Here is a 17,329-nt window from a genome sequence, read left to right as displayed (position 1 = left end):
GTGAGTCTCGACCAGAACAGGCTGAGACTCGATCAGCCTTCGAACGACGATGTCGTGGTTCCGCGCCGGGGCCGGGGCACGGAACTGATCCTGCTGCTGTTCGCAGTCGGCATTTCGACCTTCGCCTACGTCAACGTCGATCTCGGCGCGCTCGGCGAGGTACCGGCGGACGCAATGGCGTACATGGGCAGCTTCTTCGCCGTGGCGATCGTGGCACACATCGTGATCCGGATCCGCGCTCCGTACGCCGACCCGGTGATTTTGCCGATCGTGCTCACACTGTGTGGCCTCGGCCTGGCCATGATCCACCGGCTGGACATCGCCGACGACACATCACGCGCGTCGATCCAGCTGACCTGGATGCTGGTCGGACTCGCGCTGTTCGTCCTCGTGCTCTTCGTCATCCGCGACCACCGGATTCTCGCCCGTTATCCGTACCTCGCGGGTCTGACCGGCCTGATCCTGCTCGTGCTACCGCTGATGCCCGTCATCGGCCACTCCATCCGCGGCGCGCAGATCTGGATCCGGATCGGGGGGATGAGCTTCCAGCCGAACGAGGCAGCCAAGATCGTTTTGATCATCGCCTTCGCCGGGTTCCTGGTGCAGACCCGGGACGCTCTCGCGCTGGCGGGGCGGCGCTTCATCGGCATCGACCTGCCGCGGGCACGTGACCTGGGGCCGATTCTGATCGTCTGGCTGGCCGCGCTGGGCATTCTCACCGTGCAAAATGACATGGGCCCATCCGTGCTTTTGTTCGGCAGCTTCGTGTTGATGATCTACATCGCGACCGAGCGAATCTCGTGGATCATCCTGGGCCTGATGATGATGGTCGGCGGGGCATGGGCGGCCTACCAGTTCGTGGGTCAAGTCCGGCCTCGATTCGACCTGTGGCTCAACCCGTTCGACGACCCCTCCAACCAGATCGCCCAGGCCCTGTTCGGCCTGGCCTACGGCGGCACCATCGGTACCGGACTGGGCCAGGGCTACCCGGACATGATCCCGATCGCCGAGAGCGATTTCATCGGGGCCGCGCTCGGTGAAGAGCTCGGGCTGGCCGGTCTGACCGCAATCATCCTCCTGTATGCGCTGCTGGTGTCCCGCGGCCTGCGCGCAGCCCTCGTGCTGCGAGACCCGTTCGGCAAACTGCTCGCCGCCGGGCTCGCGTCGGGCCTGATGCTGCAGGTGTTCGTCGTGCTCGGCGGGGTGACGAAGCTGATCCCGATGTCCGGCCTGACCACGCCCTTCATGGCGCTGGGTGGATCGTCGCTGGTGATGAACTGGGTCTTGATCGCGCTGCTGATCCGGCTCTCGGACGCGGCCCGTCGGCCAGCGCCCACGGAAGCACCGTCGTACACCGACGATGCCGTCACGCAGGTGGTGAAGCTGCGATGAACTCGCCTATCCGCCGGGTCTCGGCCGGCTGCCTGCTCCTGGTCTTGGCATTGCTGGTGAACATCACCTATATCCAGGCCTTCTGGTCCGACGAGCTCAACGCCCGAGGAGACAACCGCCGGGTCACCATCGCGGAGTACGCCCGTGAACGCGGGCCGATCTTGTTGGCCGACGACACCCCGGTGGCAGTGTCTACCGAGGTGGACGGTGACTTCCAGTTCCTCCGCGAGTACCCCGAGGGTCGGCTGTATGCGCCGATCACCGGCTACTACTCGTACTTGTACCAGCGTTCGGCCATCGAACGCGCGCAGAACGAGGTCCTCTCGGGTGAGGACGATCGCATGTTCGTGCGCCGGTTGATCGACCTCGTGACGGGAGAAGAACCCAAGGGTGGTGCGGTCAAACTCACCATCGATCCAGCCGCTCAACAGGCCGCCTATGACGGCCTCGGCGACAACAAGGGCGCCGTCATCGCGATCGACACCCGTACCGGCGCCATCCTCGCCATGGTCAGCAAACCGTCCTACGACCCCAACCCGCTGGCCAGCCATTCGCCGAGCGAGCAGCGCGAGGCCTGGATCGACATCCACGGCGACGCCGACAACGACATCCCGCCGGACCCGGACAAGCCGGCCGACAACCGCGCCATCGCGCAGCCGCTGCCACCGGGCTCGATCTTCAAGCTGGTCACGGCCGCAGCCGCGCTCGAGTCGGGCGACTACGAAGCGGACTCCGTCATCCCCGGCCCGGCGCGGTACCAGCTGCCACTAAGCGAGCGAACCCTGCCGAACCAGAGCGGCGAGGCCTGCGGGAGCAACGACCAGACCACCATCACCAACGCGATGCGTATCTCCTGCAACACCGCCTTCGCCTACCTCGGTGAAGAACTGGGCGACGATGTCCTGCGCGACCAGGCGGAGCGATTCGGCTTCAACTCCCAGCCGCTGACCAACGAAGACCTCCGGGCCGCCACCAGCCGGTTCCCCGACGACCCCGACGCGCCGCAAACCGTGTTGTCCGCCATCGGGCAGTTCGACGTGACGGCGACGCCGTTGCAAATGGCCATGGTTTCCGCCGCCATCGCCAACGACGGCGTGCTCATGGATCCCTACGTCATCCAGGAACTACGGGCGCCGGATCTGGTATCCACCATTGAGCAGACCGAACCGGAAGAACTCTCCCGGGCCATCTCCAACGACACCGCACGCCAGCTGACCGAGATGATGGTTGAGGTGGTGGAGAACGGCACCGGTTCCAACGCGCAGATCTCGGGAATCCCGGTGGCGGGCAAGACCGGTACCGCTCAAAGTGCTCCAGACCGACCCCCGTATGCGTGGTTCACCTCGTTCGCACCCGCCGACGAGCCCAGCGTGGCCGTAGCCGTGGTGATCGAGGAAGCACCGGACACGGCACGAAGCGACATCGGCGGCGGCCGGCTGGCGGCTCCGATCGCCAAGGCGGTTATGGAAGCGGTGCTAGGCGTATGACCTTCACATCTCACTTATTGGACTCAAGTCGTGGACCGGGCAGCGCGGTGGAGGCGATTGCCGGTACCGTTCGCGTGCGCAACGAACATTTGAGAAGGGGCCAAGGATGAGCGAGCCGCAACTCCTCGGAGATCGCTATGAGCTCGGCGAGGTGATTGGCCGTGGCGGCATGGCGGAGGTACGGCGGGGACGTGACACGCGTCTGGGTCGCATCGTGGCGCTCAAAATGCTGCGCGTCGACCACGCGTCGGATGCGACGTTCCAGGCACGGTTCCGCCGCGAGGCACAGTCCGCGGCGTCGCTGAACCACCGGAACATCGTCGCGGTCTACGACACCGGCGAAGACATGGTGAATGGACACCGGGTCCCGTACATCGTCATGGAATACGTCGAGGGGCACACGCTCCGCGAGATGGTCCGTGACCAGGCGAGGTTTACGCCGGAGCGAACCATCGAGGTCATCAGCGCGATGCTCGACGCGCTGGAGTACAGCCACCGGGGCGGAATCGTCCACCGCGACATCAAGCCGGGCAACATCATGATCACCACGGCCGGCGAGGTCAAGGTGATGGACTTCGGTATCGCCCGTTCGCTGGCCGACACCGGTATGGCGCTCACCCAGACCGCGGCGGTGGTCGGCACCGCGCAGTACATCTCGCCGGAACAGGCTCGGGGCGAGCAGGCCGACGCCCGCAGCGACCTCTACGCCGTCGGCTGTGTGATGTACGAGCTGCTGACCGGCCGGCCACCGTTCGTCGGTGAGTCGCTGGTGTCGGTTGCCGTGTCACATGTGCGCGAGATGGCCACCCCGCCGTCGGTGCTCGACCCGTCCATTCCAGCCGATCTCGATGCCATCGTCATGAAGGCCCTGACGAAGGCTCGCGAAGAGCGTTACCAGAGCGCTTACGAGATGCGGGCCGACCTTCAGCGCGCGGCGGCCGGGCTCCCGGTGGCGGCCTATGCGGACACTTCCGCGACCACCCAGCTGATGGGGTCCTCGGCCCCGGCGTACGACGACACCCACATGCTCGACTCCGACACGCTGCACGGTGACGAGGACCTCGAGGACGACGAAGCCAAGGGTGTGAGCTGGTGGGCGGTGGTCCTGGGCGCCTTGGCGGTGCTGGCCATCGCCGGCCTGATCGGCTTCCTGCTCTTCCGCTCCGACGGCGTGCAGCAAGTGACCGTACCCACCCTGGTGGGCGAGAGCCAGGCGGACGCGGAAGCGGCGCTGGAGGCCCGCGATCTCGTTCCCGTGGTGGACACTGAACCTACGGGCGACGCCGACCAGGTCGGCAACGTCATGAGCCAGAATCCGGCGCCGAACACCCAGCTCGAAGAGGGCTCCGAGGTGACGATCGTCGTCGGTGTCGACCCGGACGAGGTGCAGGTGCCCGGGGTGGTCGGCCGATCTCAGGAGCAGGCCGAGGAGATGCTCGTGGACGCTGGCCTGCGGCCCGGCAGCATAGAGACTCAGGACAGCGACCGGCCCGCCGGCGAGGTACTCAGTACGGATCCTGAGCCCGGCACCTCCGTAGCGCCCAACACCACGGTGAATCTTGTTGTGTCGAGCGGCGTCCAGGAGGTCGAGGTCCCCGAGCTGATCGGTGAGACGCGGATCGCCGCGGAGAGCGAGCTCGCCCGCCTGGGCCTGGAAGCCGACGTGCGGTACGAGGTTACGGGCGATTTCCCGGCCGACACCGTGTTCAACCAGACGCCGGACGCGGGCACCAGCGTCGACGAGGGCTCCTCGGTCATCCTCTGGGTGTCTGAAGCACCGGAAGAGGAGCCGGACAACGGTGACGAGAACGGCAACAACGACAACGGCAACAACGACAACGGGAACGACGAGAACGGCAATCAGAACGGCAACGACCAAAACGGCAACGACCAAAACGGTGACCAGAACGGTGACCAGAACGGCGACGACGACGGCGACGACGAGGGCGACGAAGGTGACCTGCTCGGCGGCGACTGGGGCGGCGGCGACTAGGCCGCTAGCGTGATACCACCGGCGCGAGTCCGGCCGAGCGCCGGACCGCGTCGGTATCACCGCAGACGGTGAGCCAGTTGGCCAGCAGCCGGTGCCCGCCCTCGGTCAGGACCGACTCAGGGTGGAACTGGACACCCTCGACGGGCAGATCGCGGTGCCTGGCTGCCATGATGACGCCGCCGTCAGTCCAAGCCGTGGTCTCAAGCTCTGCCGGCATGGTCGCGGGTTCGATGGCGAGTGAGTGATAACGCGTCGCGGTGAAGGGGTCCGCCAGTCCGTCGAGCACTCCCGCCGATCGGTGCCGCACCTGGCTGGTCTTGCCATGCAGCAGCTCGGGCGCCCGGCCGACCGTGGCTCCGTAGACGGCACCGATGGCCTGCAGTCCGAGGCAGACCCCGAAGATCGGCACCGTGCCGGCGGATTCGCGGATCAGTTCCATACACACGCCGGCGCGTTCCGGCGTTCCCGGACCGGGCGAGAGCAACACGCCGTTGTACCCGTCGACCGACGGGACGTCGTCGTTGCGACGGACCTCGCACTCGACACCCAACTGCTCAAGGTACTGCACCAGGTTGAACACAAAGCTGTCGTAGTTGTCCACGACGAGGATGCGCAGCGGCTCCCCTGGTGTCATAGTCTGCTTCCTGTCGTCAGCGCGGTTTCGTAGGCGGGCATGGTGATCGTCTCGGCAAGCTCCACTCCGTACCCGAGCCCGAGGGCGTCGGACGCCGACCGGAACCACGAGACCGCGTCGGATTGGTCAAGCGCGGCCTGCAGCGCCTCCGGGTCACCGATAGCCGAGATCTTGTACGGCGGCGAGTACTGCCGCCCTTCGAGAAACAGGAACGACCCGACACATCGCACCGTACTGGTGTAACCAATCCGCTGGTCCATCACCATCAACGCCTCGGCGCCACCCGCCCACAGCGCATTCATGACTGCTTCGAGGTCTTGCTGATGGACGATGTAGTCCTCGATGTGCGTGTTGGGGGCGAGCTCCTGGCGTTCGACCGGCCGGGGAGCGTCGTCGAGCGTCACGGTCAGCCCTGGTCCCTCTACCGGTGTCATGCCGGCTGCGGGGCGCAGCGCTTCGACTTGCTCTTGGACACGTCTCGTATCGTCGTCGGCGCGACTCTCGGTCAGACTGTCCACTTCGGCTTGAAGCTCGTCTGCCTGGGCGGCCAGTTGCTGGACGCGGCGTTCCTCGGCGCGGACGAGTTCCGGCATCTCCAGCAGATCACTGCCCCGGAGGTCGGTACCACCGGAAGTCTTGGCGCTGATGACGAGCAGGATGCCACACATCGCGAGCACGAGCGGCGCCGCGATTTTCCAGCCACGCGCCGTGGCGGTGCGCTCTGGCATGACTGGGCACCTCCACGGGACGCTTTAGGTGGTAGACACTGGCGACTACTACGCTATCCGAGCACATCGTCTAACACGAAGTGACCGTTAGTTCTATCGGGAGAGGAAACGACCGTGCCGAAGTCGCGCCGCCGAAAGAAGGATGACGCCCAGGCGCCGGAGCCGCGTGAGGGTCGCGACCCGAGTGTCTCCGGCCGCTGGGTCGTTCCCACCATGCTCACGCTGTTGCTCCTGGGCCTGGTGTGGATTGTCACGTACTACCTGCTCCGCGAGCACATTGGCTTCATGGACGCACTTGGTGGCTGGAACCTGGTGATCGGAATGGGTTTGATCACCGGTGGTTTCATCACCGCAACCCAGTGGAAGTAGTGATACGCCCTGGTTTGGCTGGTTCTGTGGATAAATCGGTCAGGGTGCACCACTGCATCCTGACCGATTCATCACGTCCAACCTGCCATTCCCGCGTTGACCAGTCGGAACGACTTGTCCACACAGTTCCTACACAGCTGTGATTACACGGGTGTAGTTTTCCCCACTGGGGAAAACCCTTGTGGATAACTGGAGCAGGCCGGTGTCTCACGAGACTGCCACCACGGCCGTGGCAACGACTCCACCTGCGACGACGACGCACGCTGCCACACTCCACACCGTGCGATGCTGGCGTGGTGCGTGGGCGAAGACGAAGGCAAGAATGGCGCCGACGATCAGCCCGCCCAAATGCGCGCGCCAGTCGATGCGCGGCATGGTGAAGCCGATCACCACATTGATCGCGAGGATGACCATCACCGCGCTGACGTCCCGCCCGAATCGCCGCATAACGATGAACAGCGCCCCGAGCAGGCCGAAGACGGCTCCAGACGCGCCCAGCGACATCACATAAGGGTGATCCGCTCCGAGGAGCGAGACCGCGGAGCCGCCCAGCGCGGAGAGCAGGAACAGTGTCAGAAAACGCCATCGGCCCAGCACCGGTTCGAGCGCGCTGCCCAGAATCCACAGCGCGAACATGTTGAGACCGATGTGCCAGAACTCCTGATGCAGGAACGCCGCGGTGAGCAATCGGTACCACTCGCCGTCCACAACGCCCAGCGATACCGGGTCGGCCGTCGAACCGAGCACCAGGGCGAACCTCGCCGGAATCTCGTTCCAGACCCCGCCCGTCTGGGCGGATACAGCGCCGTCCTGGATCAACAGGACCAGCAGCCACATGACCAGGTTGATGCCGATCAGCGACTTGGTGATCACGTCGCCGTTCTCGCGGATCTGCCCGCCGAGAGCCGTTCGCGGCTCACGGACGGACTTCTTTCCCTCCGCGATACATTCCGGGCAGTGAAAGCCGACGGGCGCGGCCGTCATGCATTCCGGACAGATGAACCGATTGCAACGCGAGCAGCGGATATAGGTTTCCCGGCCCGAGTGCCGATAACAGACCGGCACGTCCGGGCTGTCGCCGCGGGCGTTCAGCTGGTCACCGGATCCGCTCATACCCGGTGATCTCAGCTACGAGTGATGGTGACGGACTCGATGACAACATCGTCCACCGGACGATCCGCGCGGCCGGTGGAAACCCGAGCGATGGAATCGACCACCTGGCGGCTTTGGTCGTCCGCGACCTCGCCGAAGATAGTGTGCCTGCGGTTCAGGTGCGGCTGGGCGCCCACCGTGATGAAGAACTGCGACCCGTTGGTGTTGGGGCCGGCGTTGGCCATGGCCAGCAGGTACGGCCGGTCGAAGACGAGTTCCGGGTGGAACTCGTCGGCGAAGTCATAGCCTGGACCGCCGGTGCCGTTGCCGAGGGGGTCGCCGCCTTGAATCATGAACCCGGCGATCACGCGATGGAAGACCGTGCCGTCATAGAGTTTGCTGTTTGTCCGCTCTCCGGTGGCGGGGTTGGTCCACTCACGCGTCCCTTCGGCAAGCTCAACGAAGTTCTGCACGGTTTTCGGGGCGTGATTGGGTAAGAGATTGAGAGTGATGTCGCCATGGTTGGTGTGCAAGGAGGCTTGGAGCTTCTCAGCCACAGTTCGCCTTTCGAGATCGGAGCGATGGATTTTGCATTCATCCTCCCACGGCGTGTCCCGAGTAGGCATAGGGTCGTATAGCAAGGCATGATCTAGATCTGATGGGGAAGGGCCGAATGAAGACGATTAACGAGGAGGCCCGTCTTGAGTAGGTTGTTCGGCAAGAGACGGAAGAAGCAGGCAGAGGACGCGGCCGAAGAGGTACGCGAAGCCGCGGCCCAAGCACGTAAGGCCGCTCGCACCGCTAGCAAACGTGCGCGCGAAGCCGCCGGCCCGGTGGTTCAGAACGCTCGCGAGCGTGTTGGGCCAGTGGTCGAGTCGGCGGCCGACCGGGTCGGGCCACGAGTGGAGACGGCACGGGCCAAGGTCGCTCCCAAGGCAGCGCAGGCGCGGGAGACCCTCCGGAACGACGTCGTTCCGAAGGTTGCCGGTTCGCTCGCGGACGCTGCCGACCGGGTGTCCGAACGCGCACACGAGTTGTCCGAGCGTGCCACCGAGATCGCCGAGGAGCCGAAACGGCAGCGCAAGAAGAAGCGCCGTCGTACCGTGCTGCTCGTGCTCGGTGGCTTTGCCGCCGCGGGCGCTGCCGTGGCGGGAGTCCTGCGCCGGCGAAACGTGGACGAGCAGTGGACCACGTACGATCCGTCGGCCGGTCCTTGGGCTCCGGCGCCGGAGCCCAAGGCCGCTGACACCTCGTCCGGAGACACATCGGCCGAGAAGCCTGACGCGGCCACGGACTCCTCGCCCGAAGGTGACGAGGAAGACACCTCGCCGGCCGCCAAGAAGTCGACGGCGAAGAAAACCACAACGAAGAAGACCGCTGCCAAGAAGACGGCACCGGCCAAGAAGACCACCGAAAGCAAGCCGGCTTCCAACCCCACATCATCGGAGAACAACAGCCAGGCCACGCTCGACGGACAGAGCTGACCAGGCGCAGCACGCTCCATCCCGGCCCGCCTTCCACATGATCAATCGTGGGCGGCGGGCCGGGCCTATTCGGTGGTCACCGTGCGTTACGAAGCCGGGGCCGGGATAGCCTGCTCGGCCGCGCGGCTGACTTCCTCCCAGCTTTGCCAGGCCTGTATCCGCTGTCGTGTGATGTCCAATGCGGCGTCGAACACCGTGCTGCCAAGGATCAGCCGCAACGGCGGGTCATCACTTTGCACTAGTTTCATGAGCGCTTCAGCGGCGAGATGGGGCGCACTGTCCACCGAGTTGTCCGCCCAATGCCGAGCCAGTTCGGATCGCATATTGGTATATGCCGGGTGGGCCGCGGGCTGCAGCATGTTGTCGTACAGCCCCGTCCAGTAGCCGCCGGGTTCGACGATCGTGAGCTTGATACCGAACGGCGCCACTTCCATGGCCAACGCCTCACTCATGCCCTCTAGCGCCCATTTGCTGGCGCTGTACAGCCCGGTGGTGGGGAACGCCGCCAGCCCTCCGATACTAGAAATCTGAACGATGTGTCCGGAGCCTTGCTCCCTCAACCTCGGAAGTACGGCCTGGCTGACCCACAGAGCACCGAAGAAGTTCGTCTCGAGCTGGGCCCGGGCGTCGGCCTCAGTGAACTCCTCTACCGCGCCGTACGATGCGATGCCCGCATTGTTGACCACGACGTCCAGGCGATCGAACCGGGCGACGGCGTGGTCAACGGCAGCAAGGACCCCTTCTCGGTCGGTCACGTCGAGCGCGAGGACGGCCAGCCTTGAGCCGTATTCGGCGGCGAGGTCGTCCATCGCGGAGGGCGTGCGCGCAGTGGCAGCCACTTGATCTCCGGCTTCAAGCGCCGCCTTGGTGAACTCCCGGCCCAGCCCACGGCCGGCGCCGGTGATGAACCAGGTCCGCGAGGTACCCGGGGCGATCGGTTCGGGCATGACGCACTCCGTTCTGTGGTCGGACGATATGCGAGACGGACCGTCTCGTATCGCATTGACCACTATGGAGGGCGGAGCCACATTAGTCAAGACGGACCGTCTCGTCTCAGATCGCTGCTAAGCTCGATGCGTGACCAGCACTCCGTCGGGCCCGCGGCCCAGCCGTCGCAGTGAGACGTCGCGGCGGGCGATCCTTGGCGCAGCCTTCGAACTCGTGGGGGAGGTCGGCTACGCGAAGCTGAGCATCGAGGCCATCGCAGCTCGTGCCGGCGTCGGCAAGCAGACGATCTACCGGTGGTGGCCCTCGAAGGGCGCAGTCCTGTTCGACGCCTTTCTCGCCCTCGCCACCGACGGACAGGCGGACACCACCCTGCCGGACACCGGCGACATCGCGGCGGACCTCAAGCACGTGCTCCGGGCCACAGTCGACGAACTCACGGATCCTCGATTCGACCTTCCCACCCGGGCGCTCAACACCGAGGTCGCACATGATCCCGCCCTCGCCGCCGACTACGTCGAACGGCTGGACCGGCCGATCAAAGAGCTGAAAAAGCAACGGCTACGCAGCGCGCAACGGGCCGGCGAGATAGCTTCTGACGTCGATCTCGACGTGGCGGTCGAGCTGCTCTTCGCACCGCTCTTCCAGCGCTGGATGCTGCGCTCCGGGCCGTTGACCCCCGAGTTCGCCGACGCCGTCGTCGCCACCGTCTTGGCCGGACTGCGCCCGCGTCAGAACTAGGCCGGTCGTCGTCCGACCGGATTTGTGATCCGGTCAGTCGAGCCCGGCGTCGTGTGCCAGTATCGCGAGCTGGATCCGGTTCGTGAGCCCCAGCTTCGTCAGGATGCTGGAGACGTGTGCTTTCACTGTGCCGACGGACATGTAGAGGCGCTCGGCGATCTCGGCGTTCGACAACCCTTCGGCGACAGCAACGGCTACCTCGCGCTCCCGCACGGCCAGCAGCGCGAAACGGTCGCGCGCCTGCCGGGATCGTTCGTCGGCGCCGGTCGTGGCGACGTGATCGATCAGACTTCGCACCGCGGTGGGCGAGAGCACGGGCTCTCCTGTCGCCGCGCGGCGCACCGCCTCGACGATCTGGTCGGGTGGAGTGTTCTTGAGCAGGAAACCAGCCGCACCGGCACGTAACGCGGCAATGACGTTAGTGTCGGCGTCGAAGGTCGTCAGCACGATCACCACCGGCTGCCGGTGGTGATCGGCAGCCGGGCGACGCGAGGTGAGCATCCGGGTGGCGGAGATCCCGTCCAGATAGGGCATCCGGATGTCCATCAGGATGACGTCGGGTCTGTGCCGGCTGACAGCGTCAGCCACCTCCGTTCCGTCACCCACTTCACCCACGATCTCGATGTCGCCTGAGCCACCCAGCATGAGCCGCAGGCCAGCCCGCACCAGGGGATCGTCATCGACCAGTAGCACGCTGACCGGGTCAGTCGGCGGCTCGGTCATCCGGCCATGGTAGCTGTGCGCGAACCTCGAAACCGCCGTCTCGCACGCCGTGCTCAAATGTGCCGTCGTCGAGGGTCACCCGCTCGGCCAACCCGGTTAGCCCCACCCCGGCGCCATTCGCCTCCCGGGCGATCACGGTCGCGGCCAGTGGATTGGTGACCGTCACCCGGAGTCCATCGGCGGCGGCGCCGTCGAGCCGGACGACGACGGGCTGTCCCGGCGCGTGTTTACGGGCATTCGTCAGACCTTCTTGCACGACACGATAGGCGGTGCGCTGTACCCGGGCGGGAACGAGGTCACGGTTGTCGAGAACCGACCCCGGTTCCAGGGTCACCTGCTGTCCCACTGCCTCCGCTTCGTCTATCAGCCGCTCTAGGTCAGCCAGTTTGGGCTGCGGCAGCGCCGCGGGGTGGCCGTCGTGCTCAGAACGTCCCCATCGCAGAACCCTGAGGACCTCCCCGAGTTCGGTCAACGCGTGATTTGCGTTGTCACGTATCACGACGACGGCCTCGCCGATTTCGGCCGGATCCATGGCGGGCGCCGCGCCCTCTTCGGTTCGTTGAGCCCGGTAGGCCAGTGCTCCGGCATGAACCGACAGCAACGAGATCCGGTGGGCCAGGACGTCGTGCATCTCATGGGCGATCTGTTCCCGCTCGGCCCGCCGGCTCTCTCCGAGCCGGCGCTCGTGCTCGCGGCGCTGTCGCTCGGCGTCGCGGTGGAGGCTGACCACGAGCTGGCGGCGGCTCCGGATGGCGATACCGGAGACCAGCGGCACGAGGAACATCAGCACGACCGTGATCATGGTGCCGCGCCTGGTCAAATCCGGATCGGGGTAGGCGTACCCGGCAAGCGCACCCATCACGACATAGGGGGCGGTCACCAGCGCAGCCGTCTGCCAGCGCCGGTGCACGGCCACAGTCAGCACTGCCACCATTGCCGCGCCGAATGCGGAGTCCGAAACCACCAGTACGGGAATCAGTCCGAGGACCAACGCCACCGGGAACCGCCGCCGCAGCCACAGTGCCAAGCAGGCGGCCGCTCCCACCCACGGGTCCACCGTCACGAACCAGTCCGGCACATCGGGGGCCGACGGCGTGGGATCGCCCAACGTCGGCGCCCAGAAGGCCGCAGCCGCGCCGAACAGGGCGACGTCGGCGGCCCAGTCCCGGAGGGTGCGGCGCGATCCAGGTGTGTGCTCGTCGTCGGGCACCGCCAGCTCACCGGGCAGCGACCAGTGCAGCCGCTGGCCGCGTACCTGGTGATCGGCAGGGGCGTGTTCCATGCCTTGGGAGCTTACGTCGGTAAGCCACGCCGGACGGCCGACCAGCGGCCAAGAACATCTGGCCACCCGGCCAGCCTTCGTGGCCGCCCGTCCGATGCACCCCGGCGTCTCCGCCGCTCACGCTTGAGGCGGCTTCCATCAGCCGCAGGTCAACGAGAGGCAGCACTATGAGCGCCGAGCCGGAGCTCGGGCGGGGCACCACTCTGATCGAACCTACCGCCGCCGCACGCGTATTCGTTCATGTCGGGATTCCGCTCCTGGGGGCCGCGGCGGGCCTGCTCCTCCGGTGGCTGGCTGGGCGCGCGACCAGTGTTGCGTGGATGCCGTTCCAGGGCCCGCTAGAACTGATCGATTCACTGCCTGAGCCCTACGTCACCATCGGCGCGATGATCGCTGGACTGGTCGCCGGTTGGGTCATCGCGCTTCTCGCCGAGAGCGAGGCCCTCCACGTGAGTGTCGCTGATCATGAGGTGACCCTCGGCCGTGATGGTTCGGCACAGCGGGTCTCCCGAACATCCGCAACCGCGGTGTTCGTGGAAGGCAAGGACCTGGTGATCCTGGGGACCGCCACCGAAGAGCTGGCGCGGAGTACGTTCGACATGGACGACGACGACGTCCGGCGTCTCGGAGAAGTGTTCCAGTCGCATGCCTGGCCGTGGTGTGCGGAAGGCGATCCGCATCGGCATCAGTACCGGCGGTGGGTCGACGGCGCGCCCGATCTCCCGCCTGGCCCCAACGCCATTCTCCGGGCTCGGGAGAAGACATTGAAGCAGGGCGACAAGGACGATGCCGCGCAGTTGCGTACCGAACTGGCGGCCCTCGACGTTGTCGTGCGTGACGAACCGAAAGGCCGACAGTTCTGGCGCTACACCACGAACGCGCAACCTTGACCCGCCGCTACTTCACGCCCGGCTCCACCGTGAGCGTGCCGGCATTGGTGTCAATGGTGGCGGACGTGCCGAGAGGCACCGTCCAGGGCCGCGCCCCATGCCCGATGGGTAGCCCACCCAGCACCGGCACACCGAATTGCCCGAGGCGATCTTGCAACACGTCGAGCACCGTCCATCCGTCATCGGACTCTTCCGGTACATCGCCGAAGCCGGTGAACTGACCCAGGGCAACGCCGCGCAGGCCGTCCAGCAAACCGGACTTCATCAGCTGGGTCAGCTCGCGGTCAACCTGGCCGAGCCCGGTGCCCTTGTTGTCCTCGATCAGCAGGATGGCGCCCTCCAGGGACGGCAGCTCGGTTCCCAGCGAGGTGCGCAGCGTGCCCAGGTTTCCCGCCCATGAGAAAGCCGGTGGCCCGGCCCGGGACCGTCACGGCGGTGGTTCGCTCTGCCGGGTCCCGAGAAACGGTGATCGGCTCGTCCGACATGAGGACGTGCCGGGTTCCAACCGCCGCGGCGTGGCCGTGGATGCCGACCAGCCCGCACCGACAGCGGATGACTCGACATTGTGGTGGCTATCGGCACCACAATGTCGGTAGACGCCTGCTCCACTACCCGTTAGTCACCGACGAAGCCGTGGCTTCGCAGCCACTCCCGGGCGACATCCTCGACCCGCTCGCCGTCGATGTCCACTTCGCTGTTGAGTTGCTGCATGGCTTCGGTGCTCAGCGCTGCCGCTATGGGGTTCAATACCTCGGCAAGCTCCGGATGCTCGTCGATGACCGGCTTCCGCACCGTGACGGCCGGGTTGTACACCGGGAAGAAGCCGTTGTCGTCCTCCAGCACAGTTAGGCCGAGCCCTTGGATACGTCCGTCTGTAGTTGCCACCATGCCGAAGTTGCACGGATCGCTCTTCCCGATCGCGTTGTAGATCGACCCCTCTTCGAGGGTGGCAAGGTTGTTCGAGGCCATCTCGAACCCGTAGGACTCCTGCACACCAGGTAGGCCGTCGTTTCGCACGCTGAATTCGCTGTTGACGCACAACGACGCGGCCGCCGGGTCGGAGTTTGCGAGGTCGGCGTAGTCGGACAGGGTGGTGACGCCGTACTCTTCGATAATCCCGTCCGCGGCGGCGATCGCGTAGGTGTTGTTGAACGGGGCGTAATCGAGCCACACGATGTCGTTGTCGGCTTCGTCTTCCTCGGCGACGGCGCGGTGCTGCTCGTCGGGACCGTCCACCGGCTCGGTGTGCTGCAGGTAACTGATCCAGGCGGTACCGGTGTACTCCCAGTACATGTCGATGTTTCCAGACGTCAGCGCGGTGCGTGTCGTATCGCTCCCCGCAAGCCCGCACTGCCGTTCGATGTCGGCGCCGACGGACTGCAACGCGATGGCGGTGATCTCACACAGGATGAGCTGCTCGGTGAACTCCTTGGAGCCTACGGTGAACTTTGCGTCGTCGAGAGAGACGTTCTCCGCGAGCCTTCCTGGCTCGGCTCCTCCCTGGCTGTCCGAATCCCCGAAACAGCCGCTGGTCAACAAGCCGATCACCGCGAGCGGGGCGGCGATTCGCAACTTTCCGGACGAGAGAGGACCGGCGATCCCGGTGGACTGCATGAGCATGTTCCTTCCTGAAGGTAGGTGTAGGGGCGGCCGAATCGCCGCCTAGAGGCCGGGTGGACGGAGCACTCGCTCGACGATGCCCGCGAGCCAGTCCAACGCCAGCGCGAGGACCGCCGCGAGCACACACCCGGTGAGCAGGACCGGCATCCGGTTCAACGCGATACCGGTCTGGATCAAGCTGCCGAGCCCACCGGCATTGGTGAACGACGCGAGCGCCGCGTTGCCGACGTTGAGGATCAGCGCGACTCGGATCCCGGCGAGCATGACCGGAATGGACAACGGAAGCTCGACGGTGAACAGCACCGCGGTCTTGGTCAGACCCATGCCGCGCGCCGCCTCGATCAGGGAGCGATCGACTCCGGTGATTCCGATGATGGTGTTGCGCAGCACTGACAGGAAGGCGACCAGGACGAGTGCGATGATCGCCATCCGGAACCCGGTGCCGACAGTAACGGCGAGCAGTACGAGTACGCCGATCGACGGCACGGCCTGGCCGAGGTTCGCCACCGCTAGAACCGGTGTCGTCGCGTGCCGCAGCGCCGGTCGGGTCAGCAGCACCCCCATCGGAACCGCGATGATGATGACGAGGAGGCTGGACACCGCCACCAGTTGAACGTGTTCCACCAGCAGCCGGCTGATCGTGGCCCAATTGATGGACCGCTGCTCGATCTCGTCGAGTTCCTGTCCCTGCAGGTAGAGATACAAAGCGGCCAGGACACTGAGCAGCACAGCCGGGGTCAACACGAGGTCCGCGACCGTGAGGTCACGAACCCGCCGTCGTTTCTTGGCGGGAAGGGCAGCGTGCGTGCCGGGAGGCACGTGATCAACCTGCGCTGTCATGGTGTTCGCTCGTGGTCGGCGCGGGCCGATTCAGACGCTTCGCGACCGTTGCCCGCCGTATGCCGCAGCACAGTGTTCAGCGACAGCCCGCCCAGCACCCGGCCGTCGTCGCTGACGACCACGGCCATATCGTCGTGTGCACCGAGCATCGCATCAAGAGCGTCGAACTGGCTCTGGCTCTGCCGCACCACCGCGAGTGCGTCACCTCGGGATCCACGCGTCCACCGCATCGGACGGCCGTCCTCAACCCACAGCGCGCGGCTGGCCCCGCCAGCGTCGGGCACCGATACGGCACTGGATTCCACGATGTCGATCGACTCCAGGGGCAGATCCGTGACCGGCTGCAAGCCGAGAAGACGCACCGATCCGCCGGATCCGATGAACGAGGCGACGAACTCGTCGGCCGGGTGGGACAGCAGCCGGGCCGGTGTGTCGAACTGCGCGATCTTCCCACCCTTGCCGAAGATGGCGATCCGGTCGCCCAGCTTGATCGCCTCTTCAATGTCATGCGTGACGAAGACCACCGTCTTCTGGATCTTCTCCTGCAGCGCGAGAAACTCTTCCTGCAGCCGGTCCCGGATCATCGGGTCGAGCGCGCCGAAGGGCTCGTCCATCAGCATCACAGGCGGGTCCGCTGCCAGCGCCCGGGCGACTCCGATCCGTTGCTGCTCGCCGCCGGAAAGCTGCTTGGGGTACCGCCGCCGATACACGTCGGGATCGAGTCCGAGCAGGTCCAGCAACTCGGTGACCCGCGCCTGGATCCGTTTCTTGTCCCAGCCGAGCGCCCGCGGAACCATGCCGATGTTGGCGGCGACCGTCAGGTGCGGGATCAGGCCGACCTGCTGGATCACATAGCCGATACGCCGCCGGAGCTGGTCAGCGTTGACGTTGGTCACGTCCTCGCCGTCGAAGAAGATCCGGCCACTCGTCGGCTCGATCAGCCGGTTGATCATGCGCATGGTGGTGGTCTTGCCGCAGCCCGATGGGCCCAGCAGGACCACGATCTCGCCGGCGTGCACCTCCAGCGACAACTCGTCCACTGCCGGCGCGCCTGGTCCGGGGTACGTCTTGCTGACCCGGTCGAGATGGATCATCGTCCGGGGCGATTC

The 17,329-nt window shown here is 65.8% G+C and carries 18 protein-coding genes; 7 read left to right on the top strand and 11 right to left on the bottom strand.

What is annotated here, in order from left to right; all coding sequences use genetic code 11:
• The 3 genes from F7O44_RS12860 (at position 1) to pknB (ending at position 4,872) form a co-directional block, all read left to right on the top strand.
• A complete protein-coding gene (locus F7O44_RS12860; protein WP_222851316.1) occupies positions 1 to 1,392 on the top strand; it encodes an FtsW/RodA/SpoVE family cell cycle protein in 1,392 nt (463 codons plus the stop codon).
• Positions 1,389 to 2,879 (top strand): peptidoglycan D,D-transpeptidase FtsI family protein, encoded by a 1,491-nt coding sequence (locus F7O44_RS12855; protein WP_162450664.1) that lies wholly within the window; start codon positions 1,389 to 1,391, stop codon positions 2,877 to 2,879. Before F7O44_RS12860 ends, F7O44_RS12855 begins: the two co-directional genes overlap by 4 nt.
• Before the next feature lie 106 nt (positions 2,880 to 2,985).
• A complete protein-coding gene (gene pknB / locus F7O44_RS12850; RefSeq protein ID WP_162450663.1) occupies positions 2,986 to 4,872 on the top strand; it encodes a Stk1 family PASTA domain-containing Ser/Thr kinase in 1,887 nt (628 codons plus the stop codon).
• Between the two features lie 4 nt (positions 4,873 to 4,876).
• Here pknB and F7O44_RS12845 read toward each other — a convergent pair whose 3' ends face one another.
• Positions 4,877 to 5,506, bottom strand: a complete 630-nt coding sequence (locus F7O44_RS12845; RefSeq protein WP_162450662.1) for an aminodeoxychorismate/anthranilate synthase component II — start codon at positions 5,504 to 5,506, stop codon at positions 4,877 to 4,879.
• Entirely contained in the window at positions 5,503 to 6,234 is a 732-nt protein-coding gene (locus F7O44_RS12840; protein ID WP_162450661.1) for a DUF881 domain-containing protein, read from the bottom strand. Before F7O44_RS12840 ends, F7O44_RS12845 begins: the two co-directional genes overlap by 4 nt.
• 114 nt (positions 6,235 to 6,348) lie before the next feature.
• Between F7O44_RS12840 and F7O44_RS12835 the strand changes: the two genes are divergently transcribed.
• Positions 6,349 to 6,603, top strand: coding sequence for a cell division protein CrgA (locus F7O44_RS12835; protein WP_162450660.1), 255 nt, complete (start codon positions 6,349 to 6,351; stop codon positions 6,601 to 6,603).
• A gap of 207 nt (positions 6,604 to 6,810) precedes the next feature.
• Here F7O44_RS12835 and F7O44_RS12830 read toward each other — a convergent pair whose 3' ends face one another.
• Together F7O44_RS12830 and F7O44_RS12825 are read right to left on the bottom strand one after the other, a co-directional pair.
• Complete coding sequence (locus F7O44_RS12830; protein WP_162450659.1) at positions 6,811 to 7,716, bottom strand: rhomboid family intramembrane serine protease; 906 nt, start codon at positions 7,714 to 7,716, stop codon at positions 6,811 to 6,813.
• A gap of 11 nt (positions 7,717 to 7,727) precedes the next feature.
• Positions 7,728 to 8,252 (bottom strand): peptidylprolyl isomerase, encoded by a 525-nt coding sequence (locus F7O44_RS12825; RefSeq protein ID WP_162450658.1) that lies wholly within the window; start codon positions 8,250 to 8,252, stop codon positions 7,728 to 7,730.
• A 144-nt stretch (positions 8,253 to 8,396) separates the two neighbouring features.
• Here F7O44_RS12825 and F7O44_RS12820 point away from each other — a divergent pair, with 144 nt between their 5' ends.
• The gene (locus tag F7O44_RS12820; protein ID WP_162450657.1) at positions 8,397 to 9,179 is read left to right on the top strand and encodes a hypothetical protein; all 783 of its coding nucleotides are present in this window, start codon (positions 8,397 to 8,399) and stop codon (positions 9,177 to 9,179) included.
• An 86-nt stretch (positions 9,180 to 9,265) separates the two neighbouring features.
• On the opposite strand, the gene F7O44_RS12815 is transcribed toward F7O44_RS12820, so the two are convergent.
• Positions 9,266 to 10,126: an SDR family NAD(P)-dependent oxidoreductase gene (locus F7O44_RS12815; RefSeq protein ID WP_162450656.1), complete on the bottom strand. Its 861-nt coding sequence runs from the start codon at positions 10,124 to 10,126 to the stop codon at positions 9,266 to 9,268.
• A 130-nt stretch (positions 10,127 to 10,256) separates the two neighbouring features.
• On the opposite strand from F7O44_RS12815, the gene F7O44_RS31820 reads away from it, so the two are divergent.
• On the top strand, positions 10,257 to 10,865 hold the full coding sequence (locus tag F7O44_RS31820; protein WP_162450655.1) for a TetR/AcrR family transcriptional regulator C-terminal ligand-binding domain-containing protein: 609 nt from the start codon (positions 10,257 to 10,259) through the stop codon (positions 10,863 to 10,865).
• A 33-nt stretch (positions 10,866 to 10,898) separates the two neighbouring features.
• Here the strand turns inward: F7O44_RS31820 and F7O44_RS12805 are convergent, their stop codons facing one another.
• Both F7O44_RS12805 and F7O44_RS12800 read right to left on the bottom strand, forming a co-directional pair.
• A complete protein-coding gene (locus F7O44_RS12805; protein WP_162450654.1) occupies positions 10,899 to 11,588 on the bottom strand; it encodes a response regulator in 690 nt (229 codons plus the stop codon).
• Entirely contained in the window at positions 11,569 to 12,870 is a 1,302-nt protein-coding gene (locus tag F7O44_RS12800; RefSeq protein WP_162450653.1) for a sensor histidine kinase, read from the bottom strand. The genes F7O44_RS12805 and F7O44_RS12800 overlap by 20 nt, the downstream gene beginning before the upstream one ends.
• 167 nt (positions 12,871 to 13,037) lie before the next feature.
• Between F7O44_RS12800 and F7O44_RS12795 the strand changes: the two genes are divergently transcribed.
• Positions 13,038 to 13,760, top strand: a complete 723-nt coding sequence (locus F7O44_RS12795; RefSeq protein WP_222851315.1) for a YqeB family protein — start codon at positions 13,038 to 13,040, stop codon at positions 13,758 to 13,760.
• Between the two features lie 7 nt (positions 13,761 to 13,767).
• On the opposite strand, the gene F7O44_RS12790 is transcribed toward F7O44_RS12795, so the two are convergent.
• The 4 genes from F7O44_RS12790 to F7O44_RS12775 all read right to left on the bottom strand — a co-directional run bounded on the left by F7O44_RS12790 (position 13,768) and on the right by F7O44_RS12775 (position 17,314).
• Positions 13,768 to 14,145, bottom strand: coding sequence for a hypothetical protein (locus F7O44_RS12790; RefSeq protein WP_162451015.1), 378 nt, complete (start codon positions 14,143 to 14,145; stop codon positions 13,768 to 13,770).
• A gap of 230 nt (positions 14,146 to 14,375) precedes the next feature.
• On the bottom strand, positions 14,376 to 15,380 hold the full coding sequence (locus tag F7O44_RS12785; RefSeq protein ID WP_222851314.1) for a glycine betaine ABC transporter substrate-binding protein: 1,005 nt from the start codon (positions 15,378 to 15,380) through the stop codon (positions 14,376 to 14,378).
• A 42-nt stretch (positions 15,381 to 15,422) separates the two neighbouring features.
• Positions 15,423 to 16,220, bottom strand: coding sequence for an ABC transporter permease (locus F7O44_RS12780; RefSeq protein WP_162450652.1), 798 nt, complete (start codon positions 16,218 to 16,220; stop codon positions 15,423 to 15,425).
• Positions 16,217 to 17,314 (bottom strand): ABC transporter ATP-binding protein, encoded by a 1,098-nt coding sequence (locus F7O44_RS12775; RefSeq protein WP_162451013.1) that lies wholly within the window; start codon positions 17,312 to 17,314, stop codon positions 16,217 to 16,219. Before F7O44_RS12775 ends, F7O44_RS12780 begins: the two co-directional genes overlap by 4 nt.
• Positions 17,315 to 17,329: the final 15 nt, after the last annotated feature.

This window comes from Phytoactinopolyspora mesophila (genome assembly GCF_010122465.1).
GTDB classification, from domain to species: Bacteria; Actinomycetota; Actinomycetes; order Jiangellales; family Jiangellaceae; genus Phytoactinopolyspora; species Phytoactinopolyspora mesophila.
The sequence above is the reverse complement of the archived record's forward strand: the minus strand, read 5'-3'. Positions and strand labels throughout refer to the sequence as shown.